General features: G+C 56.0%; 12 protein-coding genes. 3 read left to right on the forward strand and 9 right to left on the reverse strand.

Annotation, left to right across the window (positions count from 1 at the left end):
- Nucleotides 1-55 precede the first annotated feature (55 nt).
- A complete protein-coding gene (gene hrpA, locus BFL40_RS05445) occupies nucleotides 56-3,967 on the reverse strand; it encodes an ATP-dependent RNA helicase HrpA (RefSeq protein WP_071482982.1) in 3,912 nt (1,303 codons plus the stop codon).
- Nucleotides 3,968-4,037: 70 nt separating this feature from the next.
- Nucleotides 4,038-5,753, reverse strand: a complete 1,716-nt coding sequence (aceK, locus tag BFL40_RS05450) for a bifunctional isocitrate dehydrogenase kinase/phosphatase (RefSeq protein WP_071482983.1) — start codon at nucleotides 5,751-5,753, stop codon at nucleotides 4,038-4,040.
- A gap of 463 nt (nucleotides 5,754-6,216) precedes the next feature.
- On the opposite strand from aceK, the gene BFL40_RS05455 reads away from it, so the two are divergent.
- Both BFL40_RS05455 and BFL40_RS05460 read left to right on the forward strand, forming a co-directional pair.
- Nucleotides 6,217-7,779 carry a methyl-accepting chemotaxis protein gene (locus BFL40_RS05455; RefSeq protein ID WP_408003973.1) on the forward strand — a complete coding sequence of 521 codons (1,563 nt, stop codon included), beginning with the start codon at nucleotides 6,217-6,219 and terminating at the stop codon, nucleotides 7,777-7,779.
- A 64-nt stretch (nucleotides 7,780-7,843) separates the two neighbouring features.
- Nucleotides 7,844-8,740 (forward strand): DMT family transporter, encoded by an 897-nt coding sequence (locus BFL40_RS05460; protein WP_071482985.1) that lies wholly within the window; start codon nucleotides 7,844-7,846, stop codon nucleotides 8,738-8,740.
- 60 nt (nucleotides 8,741-8,800) lie between these two features.
- Here BFL40_RS05460 and rfbC read toward each other — a convergent pair whose 3' ends face one another.
- The 4 genes from rfbC to BFL40_RS05480 all read right to left on the reverse strand — a co-directional run bounded on the left by rfbC (nucleotide 8,801) and on the right by BFL40_RS05480 (nucleotide 12,555).
- Nucleotides 8,801-9,346, reverse strand: coding sequence for a dTDP-4-dehydrorhamnose 3,5-epimerase (gene rfbC / locus BFL40_RS05465; RefSeq protein WP_071482986.1), 546 nt, complete (start codon nucleotides 9,344-9,346; stop codon nucleotides 8,801-8,803).
- Between the two features lie 104 nt (nucleotides 9,347-9,450).
- The gene (rfbA, locus tag BFL40_RS05470) at nucleotides 9,451-10,335 is read right to left on the reverse strand and encodes a glucose-1-phosphate thymidylyltransferase RfbA (RefSeq protein ID WP_071482987.1); all 885 of its coding nucleotides are present in this window, start codon (nucleotides 10,333-10,335) and stop codon (nucleotides 9,451-9,453) included.
- A gap of 2 nt (nucleotides 10,336-10,337) precedes the next feature.
- Nucleotides 10,338-11,234, reverse strand: a complete 897-nt coding sequence (gene rfbD / locus BFL40_RS05475; protein WP_071482988.1) for a dTDP-4-dehydrorhamnose reductase — start codon at nucleotides 11,232-11,234, stop codon at nucleotides 10,338-10,340.
- A 460-nt stretch (nucleotides 11,235-11,694) separates the two neighbouring features.
- Nucleotides 11,695-12,555, reverse strand: coding sequence for a DMT family transporter (locus BFL40_RS05480; protein WP_071482989.1), 861 nt, complete (start codon nucleotides 12,553-12,555; stop codon nucleotides 11,695-11,697).
- A 419-nt stretch (nucleotides 12,556-12,974) separates the two neighbouring features.
- Here BFL40_RS05480 and BFL40_RS05485 point away from each other — a divergent pair, with 419 nt between their 5' ends.
- Nucleotides 12,975-13,763: a CPBP family intramembrane glutamic endopeptidase gene (locus tag BFL40_RS05485; RefSeq protein WP_071482990.1), complete on the forward strand. Its 789-nt coding sequence runs from the start codon at nucleotides 12,975-12,977 to the stop codon at nucleotides 13,761-13,763.
- Between the two features lie 82 nt (nucleotides 13,764-13,845).
- Here BFL40_RS05485 and BFL40_RS05490 read toward each other — a convergent pair whose 3' ends face one another.
- From BFL40_RS05490 to BFL40_RS05495, 3 genes are read right to left on the reverse strand one after another with little or no spacing between them, the layout of a single operon-like run.
- Nucleotides 13,846-15,066: a glycosyltransferase family 4 protein gene (locus BFL40_RS05490; protein ID WP_071482991.1), complete on the reverse strand. Its 1,221-nt coding sequence runs from the start codon at nucleotides 15,064-15,066 to the stop codon at nucleotides 13,846-13,848.
- Complete coding sequence (locus BFL40_RS32760) at nucleotides 15,063-16,085, reverse strand: glycosyltransferase (RefSeq protein ID WP_074851581.1); 1,023 nt, start codon at nucleotides 16,083-16,085, stop codon at nucleotides 15,063-15,065. Before BFL40_RS32760 ends, BFL40_RS05490 begins: the two co-directional genes overlap by 4 nt.
- Nucleotides 16,082-17,113 carry a glycosyltransferase gene (locus tag BFL40_RS05495; RefSeq protein ID WP_071482992.1) on the reverse strand — a complete coding sequence of 344 codons (1,032 nt, stop codon included), beginning with the start codon at nucleotides 17,111-17,113 and terminating at the stop codon, nucleotides 16,082-16,084. Before BFL40_RS05495 ends, BFL40_RS32760 begins: the two co-directional genes overlap by 4 nt.
- Between the last annotated feature and the right edge of the window lies 1 nt (nucleotide 17,114).

Below are 17,114 nucleotides of genomic sequence, written 5' to 3' on the forward strand. Positions count from 1 at the left end.
AACCCCGGGGATTTGGCGCCCTATCCAAGATAGGTGCCAACGCCCGAAGGTGCAATCAAACCTCCACCAGGCTCCATTGTTTGCTTAAACGCTTGTCGGAGATCGGCACTTTGGTACCCAGTTGCTGGGCAAACAACGACACCCGATACTCCTCCAGCCACCAGCGATAGAGCTCTAGCTGGGGATCGCGCTTGCCTTCCTGAGTGTGTTTATTGAGACGATTCTGGTACTGCGCCCACAAACCGCCCAGCTCGGTGCTCCACACGCGATCTTTTTGCACTTGGCTTGGCAGTTTTTCCAGACGCAACTCAATGGCCTTGAGGAAGCGCGGCAGTTCCTTAAGCCACTGCGCCGGGGTTTCCCGCACAAAACCGGGGTACACAAGATTGCTCAGCTGCTGCTTGATGTCGTTCAAGGCCACGGCCTGGGCCAGGTCGATTTTGCCTTTGAAGCGTTTCTGCAAAGCGTGCCAGAGTTTCAGCACGTCCAGGGTCAAGCGCGCCAGACGCTCGGCGTGCTCGGTCCAACTGCCGCGCTTACGTTCAGCCAAAGCGGCCAGACCCGCGCCGTCACGCGGCAGGCTGGCTTCGCCTTCCAGTACGCAGGTGTCGAGGCTGGCCAACAGGATGTCTTCCACCAGCGCGTCGATACGCCCCAGCTCTCGGTACATCAAACCCAACTCGGTCAGGCCCGGCAGTTTGCCGCGCAGGAATTTCGCCGGTTCCGCCAACTGCTGCATCAACAAGCGTTGCAAGGCTCGGCGATGTTGGAACTCAGCCTCGGCGGCAGTAGAGAAACGCCCCTCCTTGACCGTACCGTTTTCTTCCACCAGCGCCGGGTAGACCGTCATCGACAGGCCAGCGATCTTTTGTTGGGTCTTTTCGGCCACTGCCGCAAAGACCTTGGCTTCCACCGGCTGCTGACTTTTCGCGGTCTGCGGCACCGCCAACGCGGCCTGACTGGCTTCGGCAAAGCGCGCAGTCAGCTCAGCCAAGTCGCGGCCCTCACCGAGGAACTTGCCTTGGCCGTCGACCACTTCCAGGTTCATCTTCAGGTGATTTTCCACCTGCTGTGCCGCCTCGCGCCACGCTTCATCGCTGACGCGCGCGCCAGTCATGCGTAGCAATTCGCGCCCCAACGCCTGAGGCAACGAACCCTGGCCAAACTCGATACGCTGCAGCGCGGCCTTGACGAAGTCCGGCACCGGCACAAAGTTCTTGCGCAAGGCCTTGGGCAAGTTACGCACCAAGGCGATGCATTTAGCCTCAATCACCCCCGGCACCAGCCACTCCAGGCGTTCCGGCGGCAAGGCCGGCAACAGTGGCGCAGGCACGCGCAGGGTCACGCCGTCGCGCGGGTGGTTAGGTTCAAAGTGGTAACTCAATGCCAGTTCCAAGTCGCCCAGTTGCAGGGTGTCGGGGTAATGCATGGCAGTGACTTCGCTGGCCTCGCGGGCCAGTACGTCTTCTTCACGCATGATCAGCAGTTGCGGGTCTTTCTGGCTGTTGACCTTGTACCAACTGTCGAACGTGGCAGTCTGGTGGATCTCGGCCGGCAGCCGCGCATCGTAGAAAGCGTAGAGCGTTTCTTCGTCCGCCAGGATGTCACGCCGACGCGCCTTGGCTTCCAACTCATCCAACTGCTCAAGCAATTGCTGGTTGGCCGTCAGGCACTTGGCCCGGGACTGGATCTCGCCACGCACCAAGCCTTCACGGATAAACAGCTCGCGGGACACCACCGGGTCAATCGGCCCGTAATGCACCGGCCGCCGCCCGACCACAATCAGCCCGAACAGGGTGATCTGCTCAAACGCCACGACTTGGCCGCGTTTCTTCTCCCAATGCGGTTCGAAGTGATTTTTCTTGATCAGGTGCCCGGCCAGCGGCTCGATCCAGTCGGCATCGATCTTGGCGACCATGCGCGCATACAGCTTGGTGGTTTCCACCAGTTCGGCGGTCATCAGCCATTGCGGGCGCTTTTTACCGATGCCCGATGACGGGTGAATCCAGAAACGCCGCTGACGCGCGCCCAAGTAATCGCCGTCTTCGGTCTTCTGGCCAATCTGGCTGAGCAGGCCGGACAGCACCGCCTTGTGCAGCTTGGGAAAGTCCGCCGGTTCTTTGTTGATCGTGAGCTGCATGTCGCGGCAGATCAGGCTGAGCTGGCGGTGGGAATCACGCCACTCACGCAGCCGCAGGTAATTCAGGAAGTTTTTGCGACACCAGTTGCGCAACGGGCTGGCCGTCAGCTCCTGGCGCTGCTCTTCAAAACCACGCCATAGATTCACCAGCCCGGCGAAGTCCGAATCAGGGTCTTTCCATTGCGCATGGGCCTGGTCAGCCGCCTGTTGACGCTCCGGTGGCCGCTCGCGCGGGTCCTGGATCGACATGGCGCTCGCCACGATCAGCACTTCCTGCAAGCTGCCCAGCTTGGCGGCTTCCAACAGCATGCGGCCCATGCGCGGGTCCACCGGCAGGCGCGCCAGTTGACGACCCAACGGCGTCAGCTGACTGTTGCGGTCGACCGCCGAGAGTTCTTGCAGCAGGTTGAAACCGTCACTGATGGCCTTGCCATCCGGCGGCTCGATAAACGGGAAGTCGGTGATTTCTCCGAGGCGCAGGTGCAGCATCTGCAGGATCACGGCGGCAAGGTTGGTGCGCAGAATTTCTGGGTCGGTAAACTCCGGACGCCCGATAAAATCCTCTTCGCTGAACAGCCGAATACAAATCCCCGGCTCGACCCGGCCACAACGACCTTTACGCTGGTTGGCGCTCGCCTGGGAAATCGCCTCGATCGGCAGGCGTTGCACCTTGGCCCGGTAGCTGTAGCGGCTGATGCGCGCGGTGCCGCTGTCGATCACATAACGAATGCCCGGTACGGTCAGCGAGGTTTCTGCAACGTTGGTTGCCAGCACCACACGACGGCCCGGGTGGGACTGGAAAATGCGCTGCTGTTCAGCCGGTGACAGGCGCGCATACAGCGGCAAAATTTCGGTGTGCTTGAGCTGGGCCTTGCGCAGTATCTCTGCGGCGTCGCGAATCTCGCGCTCGCCCGGCAGGAACACCAACACATCGCCAGGGCTACGCTTCTCGCTGCGCTCGTAGGCGGCAATTTCATCGAGGGTGGCGAGGATCGCCTGATCGACGGTCAAGTCGTCCTCGACGCGGTTACCCTCCTCGTCCTGCTCCAGGGTCAGCGGGCGATACCAGGTGTCCACCGGGAAGGTACGGCCCGAGACCTCGACAATCGGTGCATCGTCGAAGTGCTTGGAAAAGCGCTCCAGGTCGATGGTCGCCGAGGTGATGATGACTTTCAGGTCCGGACGACGCGGCAGCAGGGTTTTCAAGTAACCCAGCAGGAAGTCGATGTTCAGGCTGCGCTCGTGGGCTTCGTCGACGATGATCGTGTCGTAGCGCTCGAGGTAGCGATCGTTCTGGGTTTCCGCCAGCAGGATGCCGTCGGTCATCAGCTTGATCAGGGTGTTGGAATCACTCTGGTCTTCGAACCGTACTTGATAGCCGACCAGCGCGCCCAACGGGGTGGCCAACTCTTCGGCGACCCGGCTGGCTACGCTGCGCGCGGCAATCCGACGTGGCTGGGTGTGGCCGATCAGGCCGTATTGGCCGCGGCCAATTTCCAGGCAGATCTTCGGCAACTGGGTGGTTTTACCCGAACCGGTTTCACCGGCAATGATCAGCACCTGATGCTTGTTCAGCGCGTCTTTGATTTCATCGCGCTTGGCGGCAATCGGCAGGCTGTCGTCGTAGCGAATCACCGGCAGGCTGGCACGCCGCGCCGTGACTTGGGCGCAGGACGCCTGCATCCGCGTGACCCACTGCGCCAGCTTCTCCTCGTCGGGCTTCTTGCGCAGCTCGAGCAACTGCCGTCGCAAGCGGTGGCGGTCGGCGAGCATGGCGTGGTCGAGGTTTTTCAGCAGTTGGTCGATAGCGGGCGCTTGGTCAGTCATCAGGTGCGTTTTGGTCGTCTATTTATGCAGGGGGCGGATTGTCGCAGAAAACCTCTGATGCGCGCGCCCCTCATTCGTTATCGCGGTCTTTGCGCCGGTACGGGAACACATCAATCACCTTGCCGGCGCGAATCGCCGCTTGCAGGCCTTTCCAGTAGTCGGCGTTGTACAACTCGCCATGCAATTCATCGAACAACTTTCGCTGGCCGGCGTCGGCAAACAGAAAGGGCGGGAACTCTTCGGGGAACACATCCAGCGGGCCAATGGAGTACCAGGGCTCAGAGGCCATTTCATCCTCGGGGGTGCGTGGCGCCGGGATGTGGCGGAAGTTGGCTTCAGTCAGAAAGCAGATTTCGTCATAGTCGTAGAACACCACGCGACCGTGACGGGTGACACCGAAATTTTTCAGCAACATGTCGCCGGGGAAGATATTCGCCGCCGCCAGTTGCTTGATCGCCAGGCCGTAGTCCTCCAGGGCCTCACGTACTTGCGCGTCGTTGGCATTATCGAGGTAGAGGTTGAGCGGCGTCATGCGCCGCTCGGTCCAACAGTGACGGATCAGTACCGTGTCGCCTTCCAGCTCGACGGTGCCGGCGGCCACTTCCAACAGCTCGGCCAAGCACTCGGGTTCGAACTTGCTCAAGGGAAAGCGGAAGTCGGCGAACTCCTGGGTGTCGGCCATACGCCCTACTCGGTCGACGCTTTTTACCAGGCGGTACTTCTCGATCACCGTCGCGCGGTTGACGTTTTTCGACGGTGAAAAGCGGTCCTTGATGATCTTGAACACGGTATTGAAGCCCGGCAGGGTAAACACGCTCATGACCATGCCACGCACGCCGGGCGCCATGATGAAACGATCATCAGTGGTGGCGAGGTGGTTGATCAGCGCGCGGTAGAACTCCGACTTGCCGTGCTTGTAGAAACCGATGGAAGTGTACAGCTCGGCGATGTGCTTGCCGGGCAGGATGCGCTTGAGAAAGCCGATGAATTCCGCCGGCACAGGCACGTCGACCATGAAGTAGGAACGAGTGAAAGAGAAGATGATCGATACATCGGCTTCGTCGGTGATCAAGGCATCGATCTGGATCCCGCGCCCCTCTCGGTGCAGCAGCGGAATCACCAGCGGCCATTGTTCGTCGCGGGTGTAGATGCGCCCCACGAGATAAGCACCTTTGTTGCGATAGAGCACCGAGGAAAACAGCTCGACGCTGAGGTCCGGGTCCTTGCATACCCAGTCCGGCAGGTTCTCCCGCAGTTGGGCTTCGAGGCGACGCAGGTCGGCCGCAAGGTCGGCATAGGGTTCGCTGAAACCGTAATCGGCAAAAACATGCGCCAGCATCATCGCCAGGTCGCCCACAGGCTTATACGTTCTGGTTTGCGCCGCTCGCGCCCTGCGCAGACTCGGCCGGGTGGTATGGATGAACATGCAGCCGTCGCTGATCAGGTCGTGGCTGAACAGCCCGCAAAAGATCGAGTTGTACCAGGTCTCGGACAGTTCATCGTCAAAGCGCAGGTCGATCAGACCGATATAGGCGCTTTTGACCAAGGGCCACACGTCAACCTCCAGCAGCACCGCTTCATCGAAGTTGGCCCGCAGGCGCGCCGTCACTTCACTGACCTTTTCTTCATACAGGTTGATACGCGCTGCCGAAGCCGCCTGCCCTTGCTGCCACTGGGCCTTCTCGAAACGCTCGCGAGCACCGTCGGTAATCTGGCGGAAGTGTTCGCGGTAATCGTCGAAGCCATCGAGGATCATGCGGGCGATAGCGAGGGCGGACTGCGACATGCGGGAAACCTCGAGCGGGTATCTGGAAGGCCTGAGCTTAGCCAGTGAATAGACGCAGGAGAAGGACGATTTTCCGGGTCGAACTGTACAACTTAGTGCGCCTTGTACATTTACTTTCAATTTTCATAATTCGACCATACGGTCAATAAACGCACCGAAAAGTCGCGCTACTCGCTCTCAGCACTCATCTGGACACCTACAACGGCGGGGCTTGGCCCTCCTACAGGACAAAACTGCGCGTCGCGGTAGAAATACGCAGTTTGTAACAGTCTTGATACGCATAAGGGAAACCCTGACTATCACGATAGTGGCACTTTGATATATACCGCGCCCTCTCCCACTCTAACAAGGTCTGAAGACCGATCCGGGAACAGGTTCTAATCGTCCAAGGAGCATTGAGATGTCATTGAGGAATATGAGGATCGGCTTGCGTGCCAGTCTGAGTTTTGGGGTTTTGGCCAGCATGCTGGTGATTGTCGGCCTGTTTGGCCTGGGGCAGATGGCCAAGCTACGGGAAAGCGCGCTGATCATCGAAAAGTCGTGGATGCCGAGCATCGAGAATATCCACGACGCTGCAGCCGGTATCGCCAGCATTCGCCTGGAAGCCCTGCGCATGGCCACCACCGACGAGTCGCGGATACGTGACAACAGCAAAAGCCTGATCGCCCAAAAACGCAGCGAACTGCAAACCCTGCTCGATCACCACGAAGGCCTGCTCAGCGGCGACGAAGAGCGCGACATGCTCAAGCAGCTCAAGGGCAACGTAAATACCTACGTCAGCATAGTCAGCCAGATGGTCGACTTGGTAGATCACGATAAACAGCAAGACGCCATCGACTTGCTCACCAGCCACCTCGCGCCACAAGGCACGGTTCTCAACAAAAGCCTGGAGGCCATGATCACCTTCAACCAGAAAGGCGTGGAAGACGCGGCAGACTCCGCCGCGCGGATGTATTCCAGCGCGCAGTGGGTGGTCGGCCTGATCATCATTTGCGCGTTGATCGCCACTCTACTGCTGGCCTGGTTGCTGACCCGCAGCATCACAGCGCCCATTGCCCAAGCGTTGACCGTGGCGCGCAGCATTGCCGCTGGCGATTTGAGCCAATCCATCGTGGTGAACGGCGAAGACGAGCCCGCTCAGTTGCTGACGGCCCTGGCCACCATGCAAGCGCAGTTGCAAACCACCATCCGTGGCATCAGCGAATCGGCGCAACAACTGGCTTCCGCCGCCGAAGAAATGAGCTCAGTGATGGAACAGAGCACCCGTGGCCTGCAGGCGCAAAACGATGAAATCGAACAGGCCGCAACCGCCGTGAACGAGATGAGCGCGGCCGTGGATGAAGTGGCGGGCAATGCGGTGTCCAGCGCCGAAGCGTCCAAGGCGTCCGACGAAGACAGCAAGCACGGTCATTACCAGATCAGCGAAACCATCAGCTCGATCCAGAGCCTGGTGGACGAAGTACTCGGCGCATCGAACAAGGCCGAAGGCCTGGCGATACAAGCCCAGGACATCAGCAAGGTGCTGGAAGTAATCCGTGGCATTGCTGGGCAAACCAACCTGCTGGCGCTCAATGCTGCCATCGAAGCGGCGCGCGCGGGCGAGGCAGGGCGTGGTTTCGCGGTAGTCGCCGATGAGGTGCGCTCCCTGGCGCAACGTACCCAGGACTCCACCGAAGAAATCGAACAGATGATCATCGGCATCCAGCAAGGCACTCAGGGCACCGTCGACGCCCTGAATAGCAGCGCCGAACACGCGGGCCAGACACTGCAACGGGCCAACAGCGCCGGCAGCGCCCTGGAAAAAATCACCGCCGCCATTTCGCAAATCAGCCAGCGCAACCTGGTGATCGCCAGCGCCGCCGAACAACAGGCCCTCGTCGCACGCGACGTCGACCGCAGCCTGGTGAACATCCGTGACCTGTCGACGCAAACCGCCGCCGGTGCCACTCAGACCTCGGCGGCCAGCCAGGAACTCTCACGCTTGGCGGTGGACCTCAATGGCCTGGTGACGCGGTTTGTTCTGTAATTAGCGATTGTGTCGGGCAGGCCTCTAGGCAACACTCGCCGCCTTATAAACGTAGGAGTGTTCCGTGAGACCTGTCGACACCCTGTACCTGCTGGGGCTGGCCGCCATCTGGGGCGCGAGCTTTCTGTTCATGCGCATCATCGCGCCGGAGATCGGCACAGTGCCGACCGCGTTTTTCCGCGTGTCGATAGCCGCCGCCGGGTTGCTGGTGATCCTCACGTTAATGCGCGTGAACTGGGACTTTCAGGGCAAGTTCAAGACCGTCCTGCTGCTGGGCGTGATCAACTCCGGGATTCCCGCGACCATGTACTCCGTGGCGGCCCAAGTGCTGCCGGCGGGCTACTCTGCGATCTTCAATGCCACCACGCCACTGATGGGCGTGTTGATTGGTGGCTTGTTCTTCAGCGAACGCCTGACCCCGTCGAAAATCGCCGGGGTGTGTTTGGGCCTGTTCGGCGTGGGCGTGCTGACTCGTGCAGGGCCGGTGGCGTTTGATCTGGAATTGTTGATGGGCGCGTTGGCTTGTTTGCTGGCCACTACTTGCTATGGCTTTGCCGGTTTTCTGGCACGGCGTTGGTTGGATCAGCGGGGTGGGCTGGACAGTCGGCTTGCGGCGCTGGGTAGCATGCTCGGCGCTACGCTGTTTTTGTTGCCGTTTTTTGCCTACAGCGCCATCAGCCATCCGCCTGCAAGTTGGGGTGGGTGGCAAGTGTGGTTGTCATTACTCGGGTTGGGGCTGGTGTGTACGGCATTTGCCTACATTCTTTACTTCCGGTTGCTGTCGTCTATTGGGCCGGTTAAGTCGATGACAGTGACGTTTATGATTCCGCCATTTGGGGTGTTGTGGGGGGCGTTACTGTTGGATGAACCATTGTCGATGGCACATCTATATGGCGGGATATTGATTGCGGGGGCGTTGTGGCTGGTGTTGCGGCCTGGGAAGTTGGCCAAGGCGCTGTAGGAGATCGTGCCCACACCTGGACGGGGGTGGGCACGCTGAAGTGCCGATTAGAAAGGTCAACTAGGCGAAGGTTTCAGCATCAGTAAAACGGGTGGCATTTGTATCTTTGGCCGAGAGCGTAGGCGGCTCGGAAAACGGCCATTCAATAGCCACGTCAGCGTCATTCCACGCAAGACTGCGCTCATGCTCGGGCGCCCAGTAATCAGTAGTTTTGTACAGAAACTCAGCGTGCTCAGACAGCACTACGAAACCATGAGCGAATCCCTCCGGAATCCAAAGCTGAGCCCGGTTGTCCGCGCTCAGGTGCGCCCCCACCCATTTACCGAATGTGGGCGAGCTTTTACGCAGATCCACTGCTACGTCAAAGACTTCTCCGTGTATAACGCGCACCAACTTTCCTTGGGCTTGCTTGATCTGATAGTGCAGTCCACGCAGCACCCCCTTCACTGATCTGGAGTGGTTGTCTTGCACAAAATGAACAGGTCTTCCGACGGTATCCTCGAACACTTTCTGATTGAAACTTTCGTAGAAAAATCCGCGCTCGTCCCCGAATACTTTCGGTTCAAACAGAATAACGTCCGGGATGACGAGGGGAGTGGCTCTCATCTTTAAAATATCTCCAAAGTGTTGTCAGGGTTGGCTTTGCGGCGCTACCGGGTAATAGAGGATTTTGAAGCAATAACGCTGAAAGCCTGATGACAGTCGCCCGTTCAAAAAATCTTTTCATGCAGCAAGCGCTTGAGATACTGACCGTAACCATTCTTGGAAAGTGGCACCGCAAGTTTTTCCAACTGTTCTGCATCAATCCACTTCTGGCGGAACGAGATTTCCTCAGGGCAGGCAACTTTAAGCCCTTGGCGACGCTCAAGCGTGGCAATGAAATGGCTGGCCTCAAGCAGCGAGTCATGGGTACCTGTATCCAGCCATGCGTAACCACGCCCCATGATCTCTACCGACAAATTACCCTGCTCCATATAGATACGGTTGAGGTCGGTAATCTCGAGTTCACCACGCGGTGATGGCTTGATGCTTTTGGCTATTTCAACCACGTCCTGATCGTAAAAATAAAGCCCTGTTACTGCGTAACTTGACTTGGGATTAAGCGGTTTCTCTTCCAAGCTGATCGCCTTGCCCTGAGCATCAAACTCTACGACGCCATAACGCTCCGGATCGTTCACGTGGTACGCGAAGACACTGGCGCCGTCCTGGCGAAGCATCGCGCTCTTAAGCAGCTCATTAAAATCATGCCCGTGATAAATATTGTCACCCAGCACCAATGCAGACAAATCATTACCGATAAAGTCTTCACCAATGAGAAATGCCTGCGCCAGGCCATCCGGGGACGGCTGCACGGCGTAGGAAATATTCAAACCCCAGTGGCCGCCATCCCCTAAAAGCTGCTCGAAGCGCGGGGTATCCTGCGGCGTGGAGATGATCAGAATGTCGCGAATCCCCGCCAGCATGAGTGTGGTCAGCGGATAATAGATCATCGGTTTGTCGTAAACCGGTAGCAATTGCTTGGAGATAGCCAGTGTTGCAGGGTGCAGGCGTGTGCCTGAACCACCGGCCAAAATAATTCCTTTGCGTTTTAGCATAGTCATTTCTCTAGAATTTCTATAAGCATCCGTGCCACACCGGCTTGCCATTCAGGCAAGCATAGTGAGAAGGCATTCTGCAGTTTTTGAGTATTGAGTCGTGAGTTACCGGGACGCTTGGCGGGTGTGGGATAAGCCGCTGTTGTTATCGCGCCTATGGATGCCGGGGCGACTTTTAGCTCCACACCTGCTGCCTGCGCCTGTTCGAGCACGAAACAGGCATAGCGGTGCCATGTGGTCTCACCTGCAGCCGCAAGATGGTAGATACCTTCCAATCGAGGGTTCGAGTGCATCGCACGGATGGCATGTGCGGTGACATCAGCCAGCAGATCCGCCCCGGTTGGGGTGCCGAACTGATCGTCGATCACGTTCAGGCTGTCACGCTCCGTAGCCAGGCGCAGCATGGTCTTGGCGAAGTTATTACCTCGCGCCGCATACACCCAACTTGTGCGAAAGATCAGATGCGCGCAACCGGAGTCTTGGATGGCCAACTCGCCTTGAAGCTTGGTCGTACCATAGACGCTCAGCGGGCCCACCGGGTCGCTTTCCTGCCAAGGTGTATCACCATTGCCGGCGAACACATAATCAGTGGAATAGTGCACCAGCAAGGCATTCAGCTTTCGGGCTTCTGCTGCAAGTACCGCCGGGGCCTCTGCATTGACACGTAATGCTTGAGCCGGCTCACTTTCGGCCTTGTCGACGGCCGTGTAAGCCGCTGCGTTGACGATTACGTCAGGCGCAAAACGCTGCACGGTAGCAGCCAACCCTTGCAGATCGTTCAAATCGCCACAGTAATTCCGGTTTTTGGAGTCCAACGCCAGGACTTGGCCCAGAGGGGCCAAGCTGCGTTGAAGCTCCCAGCCCACCTGACCATTTTTGCCAAGCAATAAGATTTTCATACCGACCGCTCGGAGTAGTTTTTTTCAACCCCGCCCACTAGAAAGTTTGCATCGCTAAAACTTGCACCGCCGTTTACGAAGATAGTCATTAAGTCAAATCTTTTCAGTAGTGTCGCAAGGACTGGCCCGAGGTTCCTCATCAATGTCTGCCGATGCAAACCGGCCGACCGAAACCCTAATATTCGTCTAATACAATCGCCTCGACGATTAACTCGCAAGCAACCTAGCCTTATGCCAGAACAACCGCCCCATTTCAGTACGACGACAGTATAGAGCCGGATTTTAGACCAGTAGGATCTGCAAACGTCGTTTGGTCGCCCCAGACAAAATAATTCGCACTCAAATCGGTACGGTATAACGCCTTGATCACCGGACGACTTTACCCGATACAGCTCTAGCGCACCGAGGGGAATGTCAACGTGTCATCTCCCCCTCGGTATTCACAGAGGTGAGTGAGCTTTTAACGTTTGCGGAACACAAACGCCAACCCGATGATGATCAAAACCATCCCCAGCACACTCAATACTGCGAGTCGGTTGCCAAAGATCAGATAGTCCATCACCGCCGTCACCGCCGGAACCAGGTAAAACAAGCTGGTGACATTCACCAGATTACCTCGGGCGATCAGGCGGTATAGCAACAACGTCGCCAGCAATGACACCACCAGCCCCATCCACAACACCGGCAGGTAGAAGCCAGCACTGTGTTCAAAGTGAAAGGGTTGGAACGGTACAAACACCGAACACAGCAGCAACCCAGCCAGGTATTGCACCGGCAACGTGCCCAAAGGGTTGTCGGTGATGCGTTTCTGCATGATGGAGCCGAAGGTCATGCTCACAAGCGCCAGCAACCCAAACAGCATTCCCGCAAGGGACATACCCGACAGGCCGATGCCTTGGTAGACCACCATGATCAATCCCGACAACCCCAACCCCAGGCCGAACATCCGGCTCCAGGAACGCTGGCGCTCCATCAGCACCACCGTCAGGATCGGCTGTACGCCCATGATGGTCGCCATAACACCGGGCGTTACTTTCAGGTCCAGTGCCAGTAGATAGAAAATCTGGTACGCCCCCAACAACATCAAACCGGTGGCCGCCGCATACAACATGGGCTTGCCTGGGCGTGGCAATTTCAATTTGAGGATCGGCACCAGAATCACCAATCCCACCAGTGCGATGACAAAACGGATCAACAAAAAGGCAAAAGGCGATGCATGGGCCAGGCCCAATTTGGAGAAAATCGCCCCGCTGCTCCATAGCAGTACAAACAGGCTCGTCGAGGCCGCCGCAGCCACGGATTGTTTCGAAAGAACAGACATGGATACCACCTGTAATCAGGCAAAAAAGCCGATTCAGCGAAAGCTGAAATTCAGTAGTTTTTTTCAGGCAGGCAGAGGGCAACAGCGATTCGCTGATCAGCCCAAAATGCCAACACCCGGCGGTGATACGATTGCGTACACCGACGTGCTACTGACAGGTGGGGGGTAGTGACTGATCTGCGCAGGCTGCTGATTCCCGCACGGCACGACCACAGCGTTGGACGCTGAATCGACTACCGCTATGCGCAGGGAAGCAGGCATGGGCTGATCTTTTTGAAGGGATAAAGACGCGACGACTATAACCAGCCACAAACCTGTTTTGCAATCACCTCACCCAAGCCTTTTGCGTGGATGAGTTTTCATGCCGACGAAGAACACCGGTCGTTATAATGCCGCCCAGTTTTTTCCAAGGATTTCATATGATCGCTTTACCCTGGCTGTACCTGGCGCTTCTTTCCATCGGCTACGTACTGGCCTTGATATACGGACAATTGGGCGTACTGGCGGCGGTCTCAGTCGCCCTGTTACTAATCGCTGGCTATGCCGTACGCCAGCAACGCACCCCTTGGGCACGCTACCTCGGCCATGGGTTGTTCATCGTATTGGCCCTGGGCCTGGCAATGCACTGGCTGCCAGGCTTCTACAACGGCCGAGGCATCGCACCTCAGCGCTTTACACCTGACGCGGTACCGTTCTCGATGTACCTGAACCAAGACAAACCATTGATTGGCTTCTGGCTGCTGCTGGCGTGCCCGTGGATTGTGGCGCGGCGTTCATTGCGCCTGTCAATCTGCGTCACCGCCCTGGCCCTGACCCTGACGGCGGTTACCGCGCTGGGCGGCGCAGCGCTGATGGGAGTCATCAGTTGGGCACCAAAATGGCCGGAACAAGCCTGGCTGTGGGTACTGAACAACCTGCTGTTGGTGACGCTGGTGGAAGAGGCGCTTTTTCGTGGCTACATCCAAGGCGGCTTGAGTCAGCGCTTGAAACACCTACCCTACGGCGAGAACCTCGCGCTGTTGCTGGCCTCGCTGTTATTCGGCCTGGTGCACTTGGGTGCGGGCTGGCAGTGGGTGTTACTGGCGAGCATCGCAGGCATCGGTTATGGCCTGGCTTACCGCTTTGGTGGCCTGGGCGCTGCAATTGCCACGCACTTTGGTTTAAATCTACTTCACTTTGCTTTATTTACTTATCCGATGCTTGGATGAAGGCCAACGTGTGCCCAGAACCGCAGTCAATAGGCCCCGGCTAAGGCCTATTGATCGCGCGACCGATCCCAGACACCACGCGTTATCGCTTTTTCAGCAAGTCTTTAAAGTGCGCTACCAGCTCTGCGGTCCTCGCAGGCAGGTGATAATGCTTGAGGAAGAAATCTCGACCATGCCTCCCCATCGCTTCGAGTCGCGCGGGATTGCTGTTGTATAGCTCCAAAACAGCGTTCGCAAGAGCGCTCGAGTCTTCCGCTGGGCAGATTAAACCTGCCTGCGCATCCGCAATCACCTGTGCAGTTTCCCCGTTACAACTAGCAATCACAGGCTTACCCGCGGCCAAATAGCCCTGGACTTTACTGGGGATCGTCGCTGAAAGTGCCGAGTCACCTTTCAACGTCACTAATAACACTGACGACACGGCATAAATATCAGATACCTCCTCCGGAGATATCCGTCCTAACAATTCAATATTTGTTACGCCCAGATCATGAATCTGCTGAGCAACGGCCTCCTCCGCGCTACCACTGCCAACAATGAAAAACCTAATACTCCGATACTCTTGCAAAAGACTAGCGGCTTCTACAATAGTGTTACAAGACTGAGCAACACCGACATTACCGGCAAATACAACGGAGAAGTGACGAGAAACGTCATATAATTTAGACGACGTTGGAGGCGTTGTACTCTCTAAATCTTTAGCTGAATTAGGAAATAGTTTTATCTTGCTCCACTTTTTCGTCAACCGCTGTACCGATGAGCGAAAACCCTCCGACTGAATCAGAATGGACTCTGAAGATCTATAGATATAACGGACAGCATATTCGACCAGTTTGAGGATAACCTTATTCTTAACAAACCCCGTCGCCAGCAAAGTCTCAGGCCAAATATCTTGCACCCAAACTACCAGTGGAGCCCGCTTCACAAATGAAATAAGAACCGCGGGAAGTGCTTGGAGTAAAGGCGACGGTGCGTATACAAAAACCACATCAAACTTTCTCCCGCGTAGCGCCCAAGGAGCAAACAAGTAACCCGACACGATAAATGACAGATAGTTTAGCACCATGCCCTTTCCCGAATTTTTACCCCGCGCACGTAAAGGCAGCCTTATAACTTCAACACCATCGTAATATTCTGTTTGAATACCGGTCGAGCGATACCCGTCAAAAATTTTTCCTTCGGGATAATTGGGTTTACCTGTCAGAACAGTAACGTCCACACCTTGAGCCCGCAGCTCATCCACCACATGGTTTATATGAAAGTTTTCCGGCCAAAAATATTGCGTCCACACTAGAACTTTCATTGCAATACTTCTCTTAAAAACACTTCCGGGCCGTGTATGGGCTGAGTTGAGCTAACCATTCCGAGGTGGCGTTTGACCGCACGCGCAATAGAGGTAGGAGAGTGAGGATCGAAAGTCTCAACCGGTTCAACAATGTCCCTGACATAGTCAAGCTCAGCAGCGACGATCGGCAGGCACGCTCGAGAAGCTTCAATCAGAGGCAAACCTAGCGACTCAGTAAAAGAGGGGTAGATTAATGCACCTGCTTGACTATAAAGATTGCTAATTTCTTCAGGCGTCAGCGGGCCAAGGTTGGTGACATTTAAGGCCCAACGTGCCCTAGAACGTGCAACTAGCTCAACTAAAGGTGAACTCAAGGAAAGCGTCAATGCCAGGCTGGGGCGTACTCCCTGCTCTGCCAATTGGCACCAGGCCGCTAAGAGCGCGGCGTGGTTTTTGTGAGGTTCTGCGCTCGCGACATAAACAAAATCAAAGACTCGCTCTCCACGAGCGGCAACAGTAAAAGGGGGCGAGTCAAGCATGAAAGGACAAATAACAACATTGGCTTTGGAACCCAAAAAAGCACTCGCTTGTTCCGCCATGGAAGGGCTTTGTACAATAAATTTTTTAACTCGGTATGCCAGATTTTTTATCAAGAAGCGCTCCACCATCAAACGCGCCCTTGTTTTAAACGAATAATGCCGCAAGCTGCTAGTGGAGACTAGAAGTCTATTCTGCAGGAGAACCGTTATTTCGCCTTGAGAGCGGAACAATGGAATCAACCCATGAAAGCAAAGTACCACATCGTCTTTGGTAACACGTCGTCGAAGCCTGAACTCAGCAGCAATTCTGGAAAAAATGGAGGGCCGTATCAAGTGCCTTTCAGCAGATGACGGAGGTAATAATTTTCCAGCGCGTATATCCAACTGCTCGAAATGCACCTGCATTTCCGGTACGGAATAAAGCGCTTGGAGCAGCGCGACGCCACCGCCAACATGAACGCCAGGCGCGTGTACAAATAGCTTCCTTGAAGTTTTCAAAAACGCTTTAAACCTCTTGGGATTCTCCGCAGGCGGGCATACACCTGGCGCATTTGCTGCTTGGTTTGGGAGGAAAACAATCGCAGCGCGGTCCGCCTTAGCAAATAAACGCAGCGCGCCGTCCAGGTGGCGGCGAGTACACGAAAATTAGATATACCATAACTTTTTGCCACCCCAGCACAATGATCCCCCGCCTCTACAAACCCCTGCGCCCATAACCGTGAGGCCAATATCAGATAGCTGGCACCGACTGCACCGGAGGTCTCGCCTGGCAGGTCTGAGCGAGAAAGTTTCTTTGCGAATGCCAGGTGCAGGTCACTTGACTCTTTGAACGCCAACTGTGCTTTGTTGCGAGTGTCCTGTCCAACATGGCTGCGCGTATGGACGAGAACTACTGGCAGATGAACAAATGAATAGTATTCAGCCGCACGAAACCACAAATCATAATCCTGTGTCGTCCGAAAACGTTCATTGAAATCACCAACTTCCTCAAAAACAGTACGAGGAATCAGCAAACTGCAACCATGCAAGGAACTTCGAGCCGTAAGCCAATAGCGAAAATACTTGGACGACACCCCCGGCAAAGACACGCAAACAGCGTTTGCTATTTTTTCATCTGTGAAAATTGAATAATCAGAATATACAACGGTTCGAGCAGCATCGTGCGTTCTCAAAAAAGCGATCTGCTGGGAGATCTTTTCAGAAAAATAGAGATCATCATGGCTGAGCCAAGAAAAGTAATCCCCTGTCATTTTTCGTATGGCAAAATTCAATGCCGACGCAACCCCACCATTTCCTTTTGAAAAGTAACGAATGCGGCCTCCAAATGATAGGGCGATATTTTCAGTCGCACCATCATCATCACTACCGTCATTTACAACTATCACCTCAAGATTTGAATACGTTTGCTCTAACGCACTGTCTATCGCCCCTTTTAAAAAGGACGAACCGTTGTAAACCGGAATGACTATTGTCACTAATGGTAGAACACCATCAACCGGCAACGTCCTCTCAAGGATTGAAACCATT

Source organism: Pseudomonas costantinii (assembly GCF_001870435.1).
Taxonomy (GTDB): Bacteria; Pseudomonadota; Gammaproteobacteria; order Pseudomonadales; family Pseudomonadaceae; genus Aquipseudomonas; species Aquipseudomonas costantinii.

Bases quoted from the DNA above. Each gene is read 5' to 3' on its own strand.
- rfbC (WP_071482986.1), bottom strand. From the start codon at position 9,346: ATGAGAGCCACTCCCCTCGTCATCCCGGACGTTATTCTGTTTGAACCG.
- BFL40_RS05485 (WP_071482990.1), top strand. From the start codon at position 12,975: ATGATCGCTTTACCCTGGCTGTACCTGGCGCTTCTTTCCATCGGCTAC.
- aceK (WP_071482983.1), bottom strand. From the start codon at position 5,753: ATGTCGCAGTCCGCCCTCGCTATCGCCCGCATGATCCTCGATGGCTTC.
- BFL40_RS05480 (WP_071482989.1), bottom strand. From the start codon at position 12,555: ATGTCTGTTCTTTCGAAACAATCCGTGGCTGCGGCGGCCTCGACGAGC.
- hrpA (WP_071482982.1), bottom strand. From the start codon at position 3,967: ATGACTGACCAAGCGCCCGCTATCGACCAACTGCTGAAAAACCTCGAC.
- BFL40_RS05455 (WP_408003973.1), top strand. From the start codon at position 6,217: ATGCTGGTGATTGTCGGCCTGTTTGGCCTGGGGCAGATGGCCAAGCTA.
- BFL40_RS05495 (WP_071482992.1), bottom strand. From the start codon at position 17,113: ATGGTTTCAATCCTTGAGAGGACGTTGCCGGTTGATGGTGTTCTACCA.
- rfbD (WP_071482988.1), bottom strand. From the start codon at position 11,234: ATGAAAATCTTATTGCTTGGCAAAAATGGTCAGGTGGGCTGGGAGCTT.
- BFL40_RS05490 (WP_071482991.1), bottom strand. From the start codon at position 15,066: ATGAAAGTTCTAGTGTGGACGCAATATTTTTGGCCGGAAAACTTTCAT.
- rfbA (WP_071482987.1), bottom strand. From the start codon at position 10,335: ATGCTAAAACGCAAAGGAATTATTTTGGCCGGTGGTTCAGGCACACGC.